The 17,759-nt window shown below is 40.0% G+C and carries 12 protein-coding genes; 2 read left to right on the top strand and 10 right to left on the bottom strand.

What is annotated here, in order from left to right:
- The first annotated feature begins 158 nt into the window (after positions 1–158).
- Positions 159–3,230 carry a lantibiotic dehydratase gene (locus AC1DYB_RS06890; RefSeq protein WP_477433524.1) on the top strand — a complete coding sequence of 1,024 codons (3,072 nt, stop codon included), beginning with the start codon at positions 159–161 and terminating at the stop codon, positions 3,228–3,230.
- A gap of 96 nt (positions 3,231–3,326) precedes the next feature.
- Here the strand turns inward: AC1DYB_RS06890 and AC1DYB_RS06885 are convergent, their stop codons facing one another.
- The 10 genes from AC1DYB_RS06885 to AC1DYB_RS06840 form a co-directional block, all read right to left on the bottom strand.
- Entirely contained in the window at positions 3,327–6,425 is a 3,099-nt protein-coding gene (locus tag AC1DYB_RS06885) for a lantibiotic dehydratase (RefSeq protein ID WP_477434216.1), read from the bottom strand.
- A gap of 81 nt (positions 6,426–6,506) precedes the next feature.
- Positions 6,507–7,805, bottom strand: a complete 1,299-nt coding sequence (locus AC1DYB_RS06880; protein ID WP_477433522.1) for an HlyD family secretion protein — start codon at positions 7,803–7,805, stop codon at positions 6,507–6,509.
- The gene (locus AC1DYB_RS06875) at positions 7,802–9,985 is read right to left on the bottom strand and encodes a peptidase domain-containing ABC transporter (RefSeq protein WP_477434214.1); all 2,184 of its coding nucleotides are present in this window, start codon (positions 9,983–9,985) and stop codon (positions 7,802–7,804) included. Before AC1DYB_RS06875 ends, AC1DYB_RS06880 begins: the two co-directional genes overlap by 4 nt.
- A gap of 15 nt (positions 9,986–10,000) precedes the next feature.
- Positions 10,001–11,185, bottom strand: a complete 1,185-nt coding sequence (locus AC1DYB_RS06870; RefSeq protein ID WP_477433520.1) for an ABC transporter permease — start codon at positions 11,183–11,185, stop codon at positions 10,001–10,003.
- 543 nt (positions 11,186–11,728) lie between these two features.
- Complete coding sequence (locus AC1DYB_RS06865) at positions 11,729–12,742, bottom strand: hypothetical protein (protein ID WP_477433518.1); 1,014 nt, start codon at positions 12,740–12,742, stop codon at positions 11,729–11,731.
- Between the two features lie 43 nt (positions 12,743–12,785).
- Positions 12,786–13,700, bottom strand: a complete 915-nt coding sequence (locus tag AC1DYB_RS06860; protein WP_477433516.1) for a hypothetical protein — start codon at positions 13,698–13,700, stop codon at positions 12,786–12,788.
- A gap of 3 nt (positions 13,701–13,703) precedes the next feature.
- The gene (locus AC1DYB_RS06855; protein ID WP_477433514.1) at positions 13,704–14,579 is read right to left on the bottom strand and encodes a HEAT repeat domain-containing protein; all 876 of its coding nucleotides are present in this window, start codon (positions 14,577–14,579) and stop codon (positions 13,704–13,706) included.
- A gap of 152 nt (positions 14,580–14,731) precedes the next feature.
- Positions 14,732–14,854: a hypothetical protein gene (locus AC1DYB_RS06850; protein ID WP_279629784.1), complete on the bottom strand. Its 123-nt coding sequence runs from the start codon at positions 14,852–14,854 to the stop codon at positions 14,732–14,734.
- Between the two features lie 116 nt (positions 14,855–14,970).
- Entirely contained in the window at positions 14,971–15,153 is a 183-nt protein-coding gene (locus AC1DYB_RS06845) for a hypothetical protein (protein ID WP_477433511.1), read from the bottom strand.
- A gap of 96 nt (positions 15,154–15,249) precedes the next feature.
- Entirely contained in the window at positions 15,250–16,446 is a 1,197-nt protein-coding gene (locus AC1DYB_RS06840; protein WP_477433509.1) for a lanthionine synthetase LanC family protein, read from the bottom strand.
- 426 nt (positions 16,447–16,872) lie between these two features.
- Between AC1DYB_RS06840 and AC1DYB_RS06835 the strand changes: the two genes are divergently transcribed.
- Complete coding sequence (locus tag AC1DYB_RS06835) at positions 16,873–17,757, top strand: sensor histidine kinase (protein ID WP_477433507.1); 885 nt, start codon at positions 16,873–16,875, stop codon at positions 17,755–17,757.
- The last annotated feature ends 2 nt before the right edge of the window (positions 17,758–17,759 follow it).

Below are 17,759 nucleotides of genomic sequence, written 5' to 3'. Positions count from 1 at the left end.
GGTGCAGGGGCCTCCAGGTGGCCATGTCGCTGTATTGTCCGTTTTAATGTCCCAGCAAAACCAAGTCTAGTGCCAATCGCGACTACTATTAGTAGTTATTTCCAATTTTTCACCTTCTTTGAATACCTTATCAAATAACCGTCATTTTTATTTCCGATATGCATGCTAAACTGATCGATCCATACAAAATACACCCCGCTTTAATACTTAGAACACCCTTTTTAAGCTACTCCGACTATGTTGTTGATAAGGAAAACAGTCCCCTTAAAAACGATTATTTTAAGGTCGCCCTGTATCTGGCTAACCCGTTGCTATTCGACCTACTTTCGGCTATAGACTTTAATATGACCTCTCTAGAGCCCAAAATGTCCCTTAGCATCCTGAAATACTATAACCGAATGAGTTTCCGGCCGACTCCGTTCGGCGGATTTTCTGTTTGCTCGGTTGTTAAATGGTCGGGCTGGGACCAAGTAGTTGTTGGAAAACAGGAAAATTCAATTATAAAACTGGAGATTGATAATGAACTATCATTAAAAATAGCATCCAAACTACAGCCAGGTCTTTCAGACGGGCATCTTTATTATGCAAACCCGACATTATACAAATTAAGAAGGCATTTTAGGTATATCAAATCAATTGATAATCAGGACAATAACAAATTATCATTTTCCTTAGAATCTTTAGAAAGTGATACATTGACCAACGCTCTGCTCAAATACATAGCCAGAAAAAAATTAAAACAAGATAACATTCTATCGTGGGTTCTTTCGAAGACAGCATACGCTGAGGAAGAAGCCAGGGCATATTTGCTACTGTTAAAAAACGCGCAAATTCTAAAAACAGATTCAGACCCCAACATCACCGGCGAGGATTACCTAAAACGGATTTTATTGCTCAACAACAACAAAGAAACAGCTTTAGCCGAAACGATTTCACATTTAATGACGGAAATGCGCAGCATCAAGTATCCTACATTATCAACGCTGCAACGTCTTCATAAAAATATGGATCGTATATCCGATCATCTCGGATTAAAAAAGCCTAAAACCAATTTCTACGCGAACGCCCTGCGCCCTACATTATCGGGAGGAATTAATGATCAGTACCAACAAAAGATATCTTTGGCCATTGAAGCCCTGAAATATTTGGTACCTCCTGTACAATCACAAACCATGGCCAGTTTTATCAAAGATTTTAAAAACCGGTTCGACAAACAAAAGATACTTTTATTGAATGCCCTGGACCCTGATGCTGGTGTAGGTTACGGCAACCTGATGACAGCATTCCAGGAACCTGAATTATTGGATCAAGTTCAATTTACCAACCCAAAACAGGACGCTGTCTCAATCGAGTGGTCAGATGTGCACAGATTACTGTTAAAAAAGTGGACCGAACTTAACGGAACCCCGATAGAAACTATACAAATAGAGCCGGCTGACTTGATCAATCTCCGGATAGATGACACCTTATTGTTACCTTCTTCGTTATGTGTTGTTTTCAAGCTGATTGAGGATCAAATCGTTATTGAAAATGCAGGAGGGGTTTCTGCTAATGCTCTCATCGGCAGGTTTACCCCGTTAAGCCCAGAGATCCTGCAAATAGCAAAGGACATTGCCGGGATAGAGGAGTCAAATAATCCAGAGGTTATATTTGCCGAAATAGCACAGCTTTCAAACGCACATGTCGATAATATCAACAGAAGAAGCGCGGTTTACAGCTACGAGATTCCCGTTAACGCTTATTCAGGTTATCCCATAAACAAACAAATTGCCTTATCAGACTTATATGTTTCGGTCGTTGATGACCGGATCGTGTTGGAGTCATCCTCTTTAAAAAAGATTGTTGTACCAAGACTTAGCTCAGCCTACAATCACAGTAATAGCGAACTGGCAATTTTCCGATTCTTATGTGACCTTCAATATCAGGGATTACAAGCCAACCTGACATTTAACCTCGAACATTTTTTCCCTGGTATGCGTTATTACCCCAAAGTTCTTTTCAACGATATCGTTATTGCGGAAGCTAAATGGCGATTAGGTGATGACTTTAACGTACTCCGCGAACTCAGCCAGGATCAGGCCATTTTGCAATTTGAAGCGATCAAAAAAAAGTGCAGGCTTCCGGATTTAATTTCCCTTGCCAAATCCGACCAGCAGCTTATTTTTAACCTAAAAAACAGAAATGAACTCTTGCTCTTTCTAAAAGTCATCAAAGAAGAAAAAGAGGTGCTCTTAAAAGAGTATTTTTTACCTGCCCCCACCTCCCTAAAAGTAGTGGATGGTGCTGGAAAGCCATACACTAATGAACTTATTTCTTTTCTCTATAAGGAATCAACGGTGTATACGGCCAAATACATTCAACATATACCCCACCAGACAAAAAAAGAAAAAGCATTTATAATCGGCAGCAAATGGCTATATCTAAAAATTTACTGTACTCCGGCTACTGCAAACGAACTACTGATCGGGAAAGTACTTCCGCTACTAAAAAGGATCTCGAAAATGGAACCGGTGACCTGGTTTTTTATCAGATATAATGATTCGGGATATCATATCAGGCTGAGAATAAAGGTAAGCGAATCCTACATCGGTTCTATAATTACCAAATTTAAAGAAAGCCTTTCAGACACTTTTCTTTATCATATCATCAAAGAATACCAGGCAGAAACTTACCAGCGTGAAATAGAGCGTTATGGGGCCGATCTGATCGAAAAGGTTGAGGAATTCTTTCATCAGAGCAGTAACATTATTCTGTATTTTCTCGGCAAAAATGGCCCCGCAATATACAGCGACCATAGTCTTGCCATGATTTCCATCAATGAAATGCTTGAAATTTTTATCCCGGATCCGGCTAACCAGGTAAATTTCCTCCATCAAATGAGCAATTCATTTTACAATGAGTTCTCCGCTGATAAACTGCTGAAGGTTTCTTTGGATTTAAAATATAGGAAAATGAAAAAAGAATTTGAAAATTTACTTTCCAATAAAAGATTCTTCACTTCGTTACGTCTCACTAAATACCAAAAATCTTTTATTAGCGTACTTAAAGACCTTAACAACAGTTTCAAAAAAAACCAGGATTACCGTAAAAACCAGCTTCTTGCTGATTTGATTCACATGCACCTTAACAGGGCATTTATCAGTCATCAGCGGAAACAAGAGTTGGTTATTTATCACTGTTTTTATAAATTAAAAATGTCCGAACAGGCCCGGCTTAAAAAGGTACGCTAGTTTTATTACCTTTCGCCCCCCTTATTCAACAACACCTGAACGTCATTATTAGTATAGAAAATATCTCGCTCATAATTTTATCGGGGATTTATCTGATTAAAATTTGTTGATGCTGGCAAGCCCATGGATTTTATTTTTAGCAATTTCCGAACGGTGCAAGCTGTGTAAAAAAGAATAAATTACCACTTCATAGAGGCGCTGATGTCCTCTGAACAGGCGATTTAAAAGCATATGTATGTGAGCTGATATGACCGTACTGATAATCACGTCCTTACTGTTTGCAATTTTCCGTCGCATCGAGAATATAAGCGGTGTTACCTGTTTCGTCCATTCATTTATACGTTGATTAAGCTCATCGGTGTCCGTGAGCGGGGAATTAAAGAAATTGTGCAACAGGGCCTTTTTGTCCCTAAATAATTTATTAATCCTTTCCTTCATATCCTTACCAAATTCTTTCAGATGATCATTTTCAAGCTCCCTGAGGAAATAAAGTTTGTCCAGATCGGTCATCTGAAACTGGCTTAATAATAGATCTACTGCTTTAAGAGCGAACATGAACCTCAGTTCCGAATCCTCTTTTATCAGGTGCATCACACTGACAACCAATGCGCTGTCGTGAAAAAATATTTTTTCTGAAATCTCAATGGAAGATTGGCCGTAGCGCTCTAATTCCCGCTGGTAAGTTTCCAGTTGCAGTTTCCAGACCAGATTATTTCTTAATTGGTTTCTCATGTCTGATTTTAAGCTACGGATCGCAGCTCCCGTTTTTTCAGGATCAGGTAAATGAATTCGCAGTCTTATATGGGGATCCGGGTCATTATACCTGATAAAAAACCAGTAGTCTGCAATGCCATTATCTATCAGGCTCCCTGTCAATACCCTTATTTCATTTTGCAGCAAAAGATCAGCCGTTTTTTTTCCACAGTAGATTTTATAATATAGCCATTCCGAGCCGACCGGAAATTTCCTTTTTACTGTTGTTTGAATTCCTGTATTTCCATTGATTTGCCTTTTATCGATGGTGTCTTTTTCACAGTTTAGCACAGCGATCATCTCATTTGTAAAAAATTCGCCGGCTTCGTTTTTCACAACGGCATGTTCATCGTCAAACAGGAATTCCTTAAGAATAATATTATTCCTGTTTTTAAGCATATTTATAAACATGACCCGGGAAAACTCATCGTCGAAATTGATTAATAATTCGTTATCCCCGTCTATCAACAACGCGAGCTCTGGCAGCTGATAATTTTCTCTCCAGTTCAACACACGGACCAGCAGCTCTTCCGAGCTCATAGAAGGAACATAACCGGTTATGATTTCATTATAGTCATCTTTTGATAGTTGCCAGGTCGCACGGAAAACAATGACGTTGCCTATTTCAACGCGGGGTAAAAACTTAAATTCATTTGCCAAAGCTCCCCAGTGAAAATAAACCCCGTTTTTTATCCCCTGTGTTTGAAGGTCACCCAGGAAATGGTAAAGTGGCAATGCTTTATGCCTGAAATTGTGTGCGTTATCTATCCGGGGAATAATTTCCTGGTTTAAGCGTTTTGATCTTAGATACAGCCGATCATTGCGAACTGAAACATATAGATCGTCCAACGGGATCTGCCTTTCTTTATGAATAGCGCTATTGGATAAATATGAAATTTCAAAGTCTCTCATCATTGGCTTTACGAGCACGTTTCCCGTCCTGCTTTCGGGAAGATGTGACAACACAGCTAAAATGCGTGGATGGTAATAATCTTTTTCTGATACGGACACATAGTTCGCGATTTGCTTAATTTCGGGGTCTACAGCTGCGAATCGCCCTAACATATGGTTCGCTGTGGGCCCGCTTACATGTTTGATCAGCAACTGATGTTCTTCCTTTTTATTTTTAACGTAATTGAAGGTTACTGCCAGCGTAGCCGGCAACTCGTCATCCATATCTTCCAGCCCTTTGACTTCCGCTTCACTGAGCGTAACAGTGTGCCTATTTTCTGCCTTCGCAGTTAAAAGTTTTTTAAAGAAAAAAGTTTGATGTCTATCCCATTTAATTTCCCTGTTCTGGGGTGCTCCCGTATTAATACCAAGGTTTTCCAAAAAGGGGTCTGAATTACTTGTATGATTGTTATGAGACCCGTAACCAATACCCCATTCATTGTCCAAAGCCTCCAGCAGGGAAATCTCCTCATATTCATACCTGGCAAAAAATCTCTTTTTAAATTCCGCTAAATTTGGCTCCTCGAATTTTGGAGTGATGCTTCGCAGCACCTTTATTGCCCTGATTAATGCATCCTGAACTACCGTTTCCTTTTCTTTGTCTTCGTTTATCTGTTTTATTTTTTTGAATAAATCAGTCTGAAATAATTTACCCAAATCATAAGGGATATTAAAAACATCCAGTTTACCGGCCACTCTCAAGTACGAATCCCTTGTATTTCCTGTTGCTCCATCCAGATCTTTCAGATCATTTTGTACGTCCTCCAGCAGTGCAATCGTATCTTGAAGTTGCTCATCATGGCGTTGAGATTCAATGAACTTTAACGTTCGAAGCATGTTTTTAAGCAACTCGTCACCTGTTACGGTTGGTTCCAATTCACTAACCAGCAATTGGGCATTGATCACATCGGTTATAAAAGATGAAGAATCCTCTAAAGACAGCTCAAAATCATCCAAGCTCGTCACTAACTCCTGGAAGGTTGCCCCGTTACGGGCACGCGAAAGTATCCGCCCGATATATTCATCCAATATTACCTCACATAATTGATGTATTCTTTTTTTATTGATGAAATAATATTCGATGTACCTAACCGTCGTTCCATCATGATAGGAACTGCTATTAGGATAATACTTTAAAAATGGGCGTATAAAATCAAGTTTCTCTAAAACCTGGACCAGTGCGCATGTAAACTCCATATCCAATCTTGTGCTCCTTTTTAAGCCGCTGTCTGTTAGTAAGTAACTGCTTCCCCAACCGCTGACGCTACAACCTGCAAATAAGCCAAATGGAGTGCACCTGGTATGCATCCTATAGATATATTTCAATAAAGAAACAGGTAATTTATTATCCTCCCGATCAAAAAAGCCATTGCCGGTCTTTTCAAATTCGGCCAGTAACTCGGGAGATGATAAAAACAAGGCCTCCCGGACAACATCCGTAGCGAGAATCTCTTTCAAGTCGGCGCGGTCAAAGCCTTTTTTAAATGGCATCAACGGTGTCCTGATGACAATATTATGGTGGAAAAAATACTTCAAAATCTAAATGGTGTTAAATGGTGTAATAGGAGCCCGTCAATTTGGAGACGTATTTTTTGTAATGGCTCTTGTTAATCGCTGAAACAAAGTCGCCTCCTCTGTTATGATCTCGGCGCTTGCCGGCAATCCCTCCTTGAGATGTATACGCTTATCAAAATCCGAATTTCCAGGTAAGCTTACATAGGCAGAAAAGGGGTACCCATCAGCAGAGAACTCGTTTATCCGCGCTATCTTCCCCTGTAAAGAGCCATAGTCTTCAAAAGGATAACCGTCAAGCTTAATGATAACGCGCTGACCCGCTTTTACTTTGCCAAATTTATTTGCGGGAATGTTCATCATACCAAAAAAATGCCCCGTCCCCGGATTGATATAGAAGATTTCCTGCCCGGCAGCAAGTTCCTGATTTTCCTGGATTATACCGTTGTAAGAGAGGCGGCCGGTTTGAGACGCGCTCACGGTGTATCTCATCTTCCATTCTTCAATGGCGCTGATCAAAGCACCTATTGCCTGTTCAAATTTTGCCGAATTTTCGGAAATGCCCTTGTCTAAATCAAGCAATTCTTTTTTTATCGCCGATTCGGCCATACGGTTATTAATAATAGAATTCTCGTTTTGAATTAAAGGTGATTTTTTAGCGAGGTAATTGCTTTCCTGTAAACGGAGTTCGGCTACTGTTTCTACATGCTGGGCTGCCAGCTTTTTATGCATAGCGAAATCATCATCGGCCAAAAAGGCGCTTCTTTGTGACAGGAGTTTTTGCGCCTGCAATTTGTTTAATTGCCTGGTAATATTGCGCAAATCGTTGTTAAGGTATGTTCTTTTCTGCACATAGTAACCTCGCTGAAAGCCTGATACATAAGAATCGTAAGCTTCCATGAATTGTTCAAATGAATTTTGGACCTCTCCCAAGCCTGTTGCACCTGTGAAAAAAAAAGGGTCTAAATTCGGTTTTAAATGAGCCGGAAGCTGCTTCTGCAACAGCCGAAGTTTAACAAGCAATTGCAATGTGCGGGCATGATCAGCTGTGCTTTCCAAATATGCCAGTGTTGCGCCCTGCCTGACGTAGCTGTCGTCTTTTACCAATAGTTTTATCAATCTTCCGGATGACCTTACTTTCACAGCTTTTGATAAATTACTGGAGCTTATCTTAAGTTGCGTAGAAACAATCTCCGGGTAATGAATAATTAACGCAAGCATAATGATCAAAGCTGTGCCCAGGCCCATAACGGATATACCCGCCCTTAACAACCAGGAAGGCACCGCCGTTATAATTTCGTGCACTTCTTCGGAGTGCCTGTTTTGATGATCTTTTTCAGCAAGCTTTTTTCCATTCATACGCCTAATGCTAATTGGTCTTTAACGAGCTGATAATATTCCCCTTTAAAAGAGGTCAGTATATCATGAGTTCCCTGCTCGGTAATTTTCCCCTTGTCCAGAAATATGATATGATCGGCGTTTCGCACCGTACTTAACCTGTGGGCAACAACGATTACCGTGCGGCCGACAAAAAACTCTTGCAAATTGCCCATGATCGTCTTTTCATTATTTGCATCAAGCGCGTTGGTCGCCTCATCAAAAAAAAGATACTGAGGGTTTTTATATACCGCCCTGGCGATCAGTATTCGTTGCCGCTGTCCATGGCTGATCCCGTTTCCCTCCGGCCCGATCTTGGTTTCGAGACCCATGGGCAGCTTTTCTATAAGATCCTGCAGGTTGGCCGTCTTCACCGCCTGTCTTAGCCTGTTGCTATCCGGTTTGTCATGCCCCACAGCAATATTCTGAGTTATGGTATCTGAAAAAATAAAACCATCCTGCATAACAACACCGCATTGATCTCTCCAGGCGCTAAAACTGAGCGTGTTAAGTAACCGCCCTCCAATTTTTATTTGCCCGCTGTCTGGCTCGTAAAAACGCAATAATAATTTCAGGATCGTTGTTTTGCCACTGCCGCTTTTGCCAACGATAGCTGTTGTTTTTCCATTTGGGATATTGAGGCTGATGTCATCTAAAATCCGTTCGCCGGCAACTCCGGGATAACAGAAACTCAATGATTGAATTGAGATATCTTTTTTCTCTGGCACATCGGCTTCAAACTGCTCACCCACTGATTGTTCATCCTCCATCGCATGGATTTCGTTTAGGCGTTCCAGGCTTATTCTCGCATCCTGATAAGTCTGGACAAAATTCAAGAGTTCCCGGATCGGGCTGTTCATCTGCCCGACTATATATTGAACAGCAATCATTCCCCCAAACGTCAAATGCCCGCTAATTACGGCCTTAGCGCTTAAAAATGTAATGATTACATTTATTCCTTCGGTGATAAAGGTCCCCCCGCCCTGCTGGTATTGGCTCAGCGCTAATAATTTAATATTAAATTTAAACATCCGCGCCTGCAAATGTTCCCATTGCCATCTTTTCTGATGTTCACAGTTATTGAGTTTAATTTCCTGCATCCCATTTACGAGCTGCACGATCGCGCTTTGATTTTTAGCTGCAAGTTCAAAGCTTTTGTAATTCAGTATTCTCCTGCGCTTCAGGAAAAGAAATATCCAGAGCACATTAAACAGGCTGCCTCCTAAGAATAAGAAAAAAACAAGCAAATTGTAATAGGCCAACACCAGGGAAAAAAGCACGAGATTAAAAAATGAAAAAATCGTACTTAGCGTTGATCCGGTCAAAAAGGTTTCAATCTTCCTTTGATCATTCATCCGCTGCATAATATCACCCGTCATTTTGCTGTCAAAGAACTTCATTGGCAGCTTCATCAGCTTAATTAGAAAATCCGTGAGGACAGATATATTGACGCGTGTACTGATATGTAAAAGTATCCACGCCCTTATAAAATCGACGGTGACCTTGCCGACTATTAAAATCAGCTGCGCGATCAGGATTACGGAAATAAAATTGATATTTCTTGTATTGATCCCTATATCAACGATTGACTGCGCCAAAAATGGGATGATCAACTGAAACAGGCTGCCAAGTATAAGGCTTAACAGGAGTTGTACTAATAATTTACGGTATTGGCTTAAATAACKTAATAAAAACGACCAGGTTAACAAGTCACTTTTTTCTGACTCCTCGTCCCGTTCAAATAATTCAGGCGTTGGTGTGATTTGTAATGCAATCCCCTTATTACCGGTCAACCAGTTAGTGTTAAACTCTTTTTCGTCCAATGCCAGGAGGCCAACGGCAGGGTCTGCAATGAAAAACTTGTCCTTTGCTATCTTATATAAAATGACGAAATGATTTTGTTTCCAATGCAGGATGCAAGGCATTTCCAAATCGCGCAGCTGGGAGGCGTCAATCTTTACTGCCAGTGTCCGGAACCCTACTCTTTCGGCAGCTTTGCTGATTCCGAGAAGGGATACCCCGTCGCGGTTGATCTGGCATAAATCCCTGATGTCCTGGAGGGCAATACTTACATCGAAGAATTTAGCGATCATTTTTAAACAGGTAGGACCGCAATCCATTTGATCGGGCTGTTTGTACCAGGGAAATGATTTTATCCTCATCATAGCGTCCGGAGGTTAATGAGATCTGATCGCATCTACCGGGTTCATCCGGGAAGCCGAAAATGCAGGTATGATGCCACTGATAATTCCAATCAGTACTGCCAGAACCGTCGCCGTCAAAAGCCGTTGGGAACTGATGAAAAAATTATTATTTGATAATTGATTTATCAGAAAATCCACCAGGAATGAAAATGCGACACCAAGAAGCGAGCCCAGCAAGCAGAGCATGATCGCTTCAAATAAATATTCCAGCAATATATAATAGCTTTTAGCCCCCACGGCTTTCTGCACCCCGATTATTGCAGTACGGCTTTTCACCGAAACGAACATAATATTGGCTATTCCGAAGCCGCCTACCAGCAATGAGAACGAGCCAACCAGCCAACCCGTAACTTCCATTACGTGATACAATTTTCCAAATGCATTTACCAATATCGTTGTATTATTTACAGCAAAATCATCTTCTGCCTGCGCCGGCAAACGTCTTACCGATCTCATAAGAGATTGAATTTCATATTTAAGATCAGGATTATCACGCCCGTTCTTCGGTTTAATCATGATAGCCGGTTGATACCTCTCCAGATTAAGATTTAAAACTTTTGCCGCAAACGAATTGGTGATAAATATTTTATCGTCGGCCGAGTTATTGAAGACATCCTGCCCTTCTTTATCCAAAACACCGATTACCTGTACCTTCCTGCCAAGCAGAATGAGGCTCTTTTCGTCAAATGTTATACTATCTAATCCTAAGCTATGATATACGTCCCAACCGATAATGGCTACTTTTGCTCCGTTTTTGTGGTCGTTGTCGTTAAATTTTCTCCCCCATTTGAGGTTTAAAGAATTGATTTTATCGAAGTCGGCGCTATTTGACGAAATTGTAGCATTATTGATATATACCGATCCAAACTTCACCGTCTCATTGTTAATGATATTATTAAAGGATATAAAACAAGGTATAGCCAGCCTTCGCTCCAAAAAATGAAATTCCGTTAGCTTTACCACAGGCCGGTTCAAATATTTCCACCAGGGAACGTTATCTGTAAACTCCCAGGGGTATTTCTCAACGTAGGTTACATCGGATCCAAATTTGTTAACACTTTTCTGCAGGCTCCCCTTCATATTGTCGACAATAGAAAAAATCATTATCAGCATGAATATGCCGATGGAAATGCCAAGGATGGACAAAAAGGACTTCATCCCGCTTTGAATTAAATTCCGAAAGGCTATACTTAAAGCAGCAGCCGACAGCTTAAAAAAAATCATTTTCTTTTGATGATTATAAATGAACTAACAAAAATAGACGTGATTAAACCGCAAGCGCTAACCATAACGAATATGGCTGTCGTAACAAAAAGAAAATCTCCCTTGAAATTTAAATATAGGTGTGATAGCCTGCCGTTGCCCTCACATTGATACAATAAATAACAGGATAGGAACGATGTGGGTAAAACAGTAATAATACCAACCAATAGGTAGTCGATCAGCCCTAAGCCGGGATAATATTGGCAAATCTTAGAGTAACAGAAAATTAAACCCGCGAGCAGCGGACAGCCGATAAAAAACACCAATTCGTATTCATTTATTTCAAAGAGCTGGTTCGAAATGATGGATACAAGAATTGCACTGAACGAGCTTAATAAAATTGACAAGGTGATGTGCTTAAATAATTTCATAAATGCTCTACGCGTATTTTGTGCAGCCTCCCTTAAATATAAGCTGGCTATTTCTAACTTAATTCGATCATTGAATTTGGCTGTCCAACGTTTCTTTGAATAAGATGCTATTATCCACATGAAAGGCAATTGTCTGATAAGTTTTTACCTTGCCGTAAATAAAGGATATGGTTGCCGGGCTGCGCAGCTTAATAATCATATTGTAACTATCCAGATTACGAAGCGGAGACAAACATTGAAGCTCAGGGTACTTATCACCTGTATGCGTAGCCGCTTCTATATATTCAATATCATTTATAGGAATTTCTGTTTCAGCAAGTAAACCGTACCGCAATATCAACGAATCTGTTTTAATTTCAATCGGCCGCCTGAAAAATGCCCTTGCCATTCCCAGTAACTGAAGAGCAGCATATATACTGATAATCGAAAGTATCCAGGCCGCTTTAGCACTCCATTTAGCCAAAAGCAGGTGAGTTGCCGTGGTTTCAACAAAAATCATGAAGATCAAAACACCAAATAATGCAATTGTTCCCGTGTCTTTATGGTAGCTAAAATGCTTGTTGCTATAGGTGATCTTTCCCCTGTTAAAAAACAGGTAATAAAACACCGCTATTTCCGATGATACGATATAGGCTATCCGGTTCGGAATCATTGTAAATGCCACCTTTTTAAGTTCGCTGTAAAAATCTCCATTAACATGGCCTGAATTGCTGTGCATCCTTAAGGCTTTTTTTACTTTGACAATTAAGAACGTAACACTCGCCAGCTCCACTACCGGCACTATCCACCATTTGAAATAAGAAAGCAAAACCTGTTCATTTGCGGGGATAACCCATCCCGCTATAATAATACCGAAAGTAAAAAGCAATGATGACAGGTACTTGGTACCTGGGGACCCATAGCTTAATATCACCGGAATAACAGGCAAAACAATAACGAGGTCTACCGTTATACCAAAAGCCAACGGGCGGCCGTATAGGTGCAACAACTTTGTTGATAATATAGCGATTAAAAAGATCGCAAAAGCCGTTATCACAGCAACTGAAGTCACTAAAGGAAAAGACTGCCTTTTAATATCCATAGAACTTATATCAGCGATGGTTAGATGTTTCGTAAATGCTGTTTTATGTTTGAATGGCTTTGATACCATTGTATAGTTTACCTTCTAAAAAGAGTTTTGCGTGACCTGATACAATCTTATGATCATCATTCAGCGCTTCTGACCAAATGCGGGTTCTATCATTGGTTAATACAGACAAGGCGTCGAATGCTTTTAGCCTTACATATGGAATTTCGTGTGTATGCGCAAGGTCCTGTAAGAGGTTGACTGTTTTACCATTGCCAAATTTTGCCGCCAGGTTCAGCATCAGATATCTTCCGGTGCCATTATTTGCGGCAGTGCCAACAATTGTTTTATTGTCCAGGTCAAAATAAAATTGTTCCTTTCTGACGATGTTTAGGGTCGTAGGCAAAATATTGATAGAAACGGAGTAGTCTTCAGGCGGAAATTGAGAATGAATATCTTTGGATGCCCGGTAAAGCATTGCTTTCCCCTTAGGTAAACGTGTTTTTTCTAAAAAGGTCAAGTCAACGCTTTCTCCAGCGTACCCGACAACCGATTCGGAATCGTATTCCCACAATTCAGTGCCGTAACCTGATCCATAATAGCCTACGGTAAGAAAATTGAAATTATGATCATGAGCCCGCAGATAAAAGTACAACTGGTCCTGCCACTGCCGGATATCTTCCCTTTCAGAGGACGGGGGCCAGATATTGAGCCTCATATAATACTTGGGGTGTTTGAACAGCATTAAGCTCTGGGCAGAATGGGTATTATTGGCCTGAAAAAGCTTGGTATCACTTAATTCTTCATGGATAATTTCTGTTATGAAGGATTCATTATTGGATAACATCTGTAATTTCTCGGTACATGCGGCTAATGTATCCACATCATCAGGATCTAATGTCTCCGTTACAAAATCAGTCAATTCTTTAAATGATATGCTTTCAGATGTATTTAAGGTATAAGAAATTGCCATATTTTATGCGTTTATTAAGTTTTGTACCTGGACCAGTGCGCCATCAACCGATTTTTGAATTTGGGGGTGGGGGTCATTTTTAAGATATTCCAAAGCTTCCATACCCTTATTAAAATCAATTAGCATGATTGCCCTGGCGGCTTCCCATCTTACATTATAGTCTTCATAATCGAGAAATTTTTGCAAATAAGTAACCGAACTCAGATGTCCGAGCTCACCAAGCAAGCGCAGCGTGTGTTCCAACCGCGACGAGATGGTATCTCCGGTAATAATTTGTTTGGGGGTCAGTGTTAAAGTGTCATATTCCCACAGGAAAGCGCTTTCATCTTTCGATGTTACCACAAGCAAAATCATACTTTTTTCACCGCTCTCTTTGAAAACAATAATATCCTCATGAGCCTTCAGCGACAAAATTTCTCCATTTTTAAAAACCGCATCAGAATGGACGAGGTCCATCTTTTTGGATTTATCCAGGATATCGAGGGGATATGGGTCGTTCTGTTTATACAAATCATATGTTACGTCCCCATCAGTTAATGATAACATCAAACGGTCGGCAGCAAAGCCGGCACATAATGTTTTGTTTGTAAAATCCAATTCGTTACTGTAAAACAGGTTAAAAGAACAGTAATCGCAATCAAATAAATTAATAAAGGTAAAGGAACCCGGGTTCGGAACGTAAACAGTTTTCTCCATAAGCTGATTTAATTCATAATCAATTAAATCATTTAAGAAACCCACGTCACTAAGGTTCTTTAGTCCTTCTTCCAGGTATGAGATATCCCTTGATGTATTATCCTTGATCAAGTGACAAAAATCACCCAGGCTTTTTATTTTATTAATACGGTTCAACCCCGCTTTTGAAAAGTAATCTTCCATTTAGCTTAACTATAAATCGGTGTATTCCTTCTTTCCGAGCTTCCTGCCGGTTAGCAACAAATTCTAAATATTCACGCATAAGGTGAGTGTTTGAATGCCGGAAATTAAATTTTAAAATATGAGCTTGTATTTTTCAACAAGCTCATAATAGCTTAAAGCGCTATGATAACAACTACCACAAGACTTACTACAGCTTGTGAACTTTGCTCACTTTGCACAGGGCTTACGTTTACTTCAAGGTCGTTTAAACGCACTCTTTTAAAATTGGTGTTCATAAAAATTTATTTGTTAGTTTGTTTCCCTACATTATCGTCTTCGGGTTTACGTCTTCTACTCTGTTAAGGATTTTCAAAGAATAACCTCCTCTTAAGATTTTTAACCGTATTGTTTTTTACGGGCAGGAAACGCTGGTAATAGGCGTTGGCGGATTTGGATCGCAGCATAAAATTCCGGTGCACCTTTCGTTTGATGTTGTAAATAACGCCTGCTGGTTTCCACCAAGTACCATTGATTGCTCAGCATCAGTTAGCTTGGTTACGATCTCCTTTTTGAACGTTGGTTTTAACTTTTCCATAGTTGATTGTTTGTTTGTTATTTCCTACTCTGTCGGCTTTTCGGATTACGCCATTCCGAGAATATATATTAATACTTCATCGCAATCTTTTCATGATCAGGAAAGCAGAAGACATTCATCCCACCTTCCGAATCGGGGATCTAAGCAGGAATTGTAAGTTAAAACCACGCCAATCAGGCCTTCCAGTAACGTGTCGCAGGATTTAAATGTCCTGTTATCGAAATTTCCAACAAGAAATTCATACTTATTGATACCGTAGGTAATGGTTTCCCGCAACCAAAAGTCCCTGGCCTCCGCAAACACCACATCCTGGGTGGTAACCCAAATTTTATTGAATATATGAGCAATACCCGATGAGCCATGACAGAAACCGGCGTCCACAACCAATGTTTCTTCAAAAGACCTCCTGCTGGCCAGCGTTTTCAAACCCGCAAGTGCTTGCATTTGCAACGGCTGATTTTTGGTCAACACCGATGAAGTATACAAAGTATACCATATGCCTAAATCACCGTAGCACCAGGCTAAACGACTATGCGTTTGTTTCATGCGCCCTGAAGAATGTTCTTCGGCCGAAACCATGCTTGGAAAATAAGATCCGCACGACTGATAATCCTGTATATTCGAGAGAATGAACCTAATTGTGCCATCTATCAATGCTGAACACTCTTCTTCACACACCTGATTTTCCAAACAAGTGGCCAAAAAATGTAAAATGCCTGCTGCCCCATGGGCCAATCCAAGGTCATAATAGCCGGAGACAGCGCCCTCTTTTTTTTTCTGCCATATAATCTGGTCACCAACGGTCAATTTAATCCTGTTCAGATACGATATAATAGCTGTTAACTGCCCGGAATATCCCTGAGCGATAAAATACCGGCCTATCCTGATCGCTCCATTTAGTTGGTCGTAGTTATCGTTCATTAAAAGATTGGCCATTGCGCCTCCCAGGTAACCATTTATACTCCCTAAAACAATTTCCGAATCGGTAATTTCATGCTGACTTAAATAATTCAAAACCCATCCCCATCCCGAAAGCGCCAATGAAAAATTCCAATTCTGATTAAGTGACTTTTCTATCTGTAGCATACTAAAAGCCAGGTAGCTGTCAATTTTTTCTAAATAAATCCTGTCCTCTGTCCATAAAAAGTTCTGGGTCATCAATAACAGGTTACCTGACAGGCCAGTATAGAGATCAATAGAAGACGGAACGTTTTCCAAATCCAAAAAATAGTCATTTATCTTATGTATCTCCCTCTGCATTTCCGATTTCAGCAAGCCGTTCATCGTTACCATCAGGTTATTTGATAATGCGCAGTATGCCGGAGACGGTGGTCAAAATTGTTGTCGTTGTGGGATCTTTGGTTGTTTCTGAAGAAAAAGTATCATTTTTATACCGGTAAATAGACCGTATTTTTAGCTTCGATTTATATTTAATAAGGTTTTTCATAATTTTCTTCTGAAATTAATTATACGATACTCACATGAAAAATTTATTATATAAACTTGCCGTTGCTCTATGCCAACTGTAAAAAAACATATATGAGGAAGATATTAACAAAATACTCCACAGCTATTATCCATTGTCTATGTTGGTTAATATTCATAACATATGAAATATTATTTATTACCACCCTAACCGGAAAACCCCTTGGATTTTCAGATTACTTCTTTCCTTATGCGATCAATATTTCTTTATTTTATTTCCATGCACATTTTGTTATGGAGTTAAAACGAGGTAAAAAAGGTAGAATAGTCTTTTTAGTCTTTTGGCTTGTGCTGGAAATATTGCTGTATTTACTCGTCATCCATATCGCAGGTAGCCTGGCGCAGGCAGCCAGGGGAATAAAGATCAATCCACTCAGCATTGAAAAATTTGAAGTTTTGAGGTCTGTTTGGAGGGGCATCTATTTTATCCTGCTCGGTTCAGCTTACTGGTTCGCTAAAAAATCCATAGCCCAGAACAACAAAATATCTGCAATGGAATATGAAAGGTTAGAAAACCTGATAGAAAAAAAAGAACTTGAGAAAAATCTGATTCGCTCCGATAATGCGTATCTGAGATCTCAGGTTAATCCACATTTGTTGTTCAATACACTGAATTTCATTTATGGCGCTATTTTTGAAGTTTCTGAGCAAGCTGCACAATCCGTTATCTTACTTTCTGAGATCATGAGATATTCGCTGACCGAAGCAAATGAAGACGGCAAAGTTCCACTAAGCCACGAAATAACGCATATCAAAAATTTTATCTCCATTAACGAATTAAGGCTAAAAGGCCCGTTCGCCATTCAAACATTTTTCCAGGAAGATGAAACTAATACCCGGATCATACCCTTGATTCTGATGACCTTAGTCGAAAACCTGTTCATTCACGCGGACCTTACCGCCGGCAACGCCGACGATTCGTATTTATATATTACTTGCCGGGATAATGAATTGACTTATTTAAGTAAAAACAGGAAAAAGCAGTTCAGCACAATTGGGCACGGTTTGGGAATTCCCAATATAATGGAACGGCTTAAAACTCATTATCTCGACAAATTTGTTTTAGAGTTAGAAAACACTTCCGACTTCTACTCTGTAAAACTTGAAATTTCATTATAACA

Source organism: Mucilaginibacter sp. P2_A4, assembly GCF_056405015.1.
This window is presented reverse-complemented; position numbering and strand designations above follow the sequence as displayed.

Coding starts and splice junctions, on each gene's coding strand:
- AC1DYB_RS06890 (WP_477433524.1), top strand. CDS start 159: ATGCATGCTAAACTGATCGATCCATACAAAATACACCCCGCTTTAATA.
- AC1DYB_RS06885 (WP_477434216.1), bottom strand. CDS start 6,425: ATGCCATTTAAAAAAGGCTTTGACCGCGCCGACTTGAAAGAGATTCTC.
- AC1DYB_RS06880 (WP_477433522.1), bottom strand. CDS start 7,805: ATGAATGGAAAAAAGCTTGCTGAAAAAGATCATCAAAACAGGCACTCC.
- AC1DYB_RS06870 (WP_477433520.1), bottom strand. CDS start 11,185: ATGAAGTCCTTTTTGTCCATCCTTGGCATTTCCATCGGCATATTCATG.
- AC1DYB_RS06865 (WP_477433518.1), bottom strand. CDS start 12,742: ATGGATATTAAAAGGCAGTCTTTTCCTTTAGTGACTTCAGTTGCTGTG.
- AC1DYB_RS06860 (WP_477433516.1), bottom strand. CDS start 13,700: ATGGCAATTTCTTATACCTTAAATACATCTGAAAGCATATCATTTAAA.
- AC1DYB_RS06855 (WP_477433514.1), bottom strand. CDS start 14,579: ATGGAAGATTACTTTTCAAAAGCGGGGTTGAACCGTATTAATAAAATA.
- AC1DYB_RS06850 (WP_279629784.1), bottom strand. CDS start 14,854: ATGAACACCAATTTTAAAAGAGTGCGTTTAAACGACCTTGAAGTAAAC.
- AC1DYB_RS06845 (WP_477433511.1), bottom strand. CDS start 15,153: ATGGAAAAGTTAAAACCAACGTTCAAAAAGGAGATCGTAACCAAGCTA.
- AC1DYB_RS06840 (WP_477433509.1), bottom strand. CDS start 16,446: ATGGTAACGATGAACGGCTTGCTGAAATCGGAAATGCAGAGGGAGATA.
- AC1DYB_RS06835 (WP_477433507.1), top strand. CDS start 16,873: ATGGAGTTAAAACGAGGTAAAAAAGGTAGAATAGTCTTTTTAGTCTTT.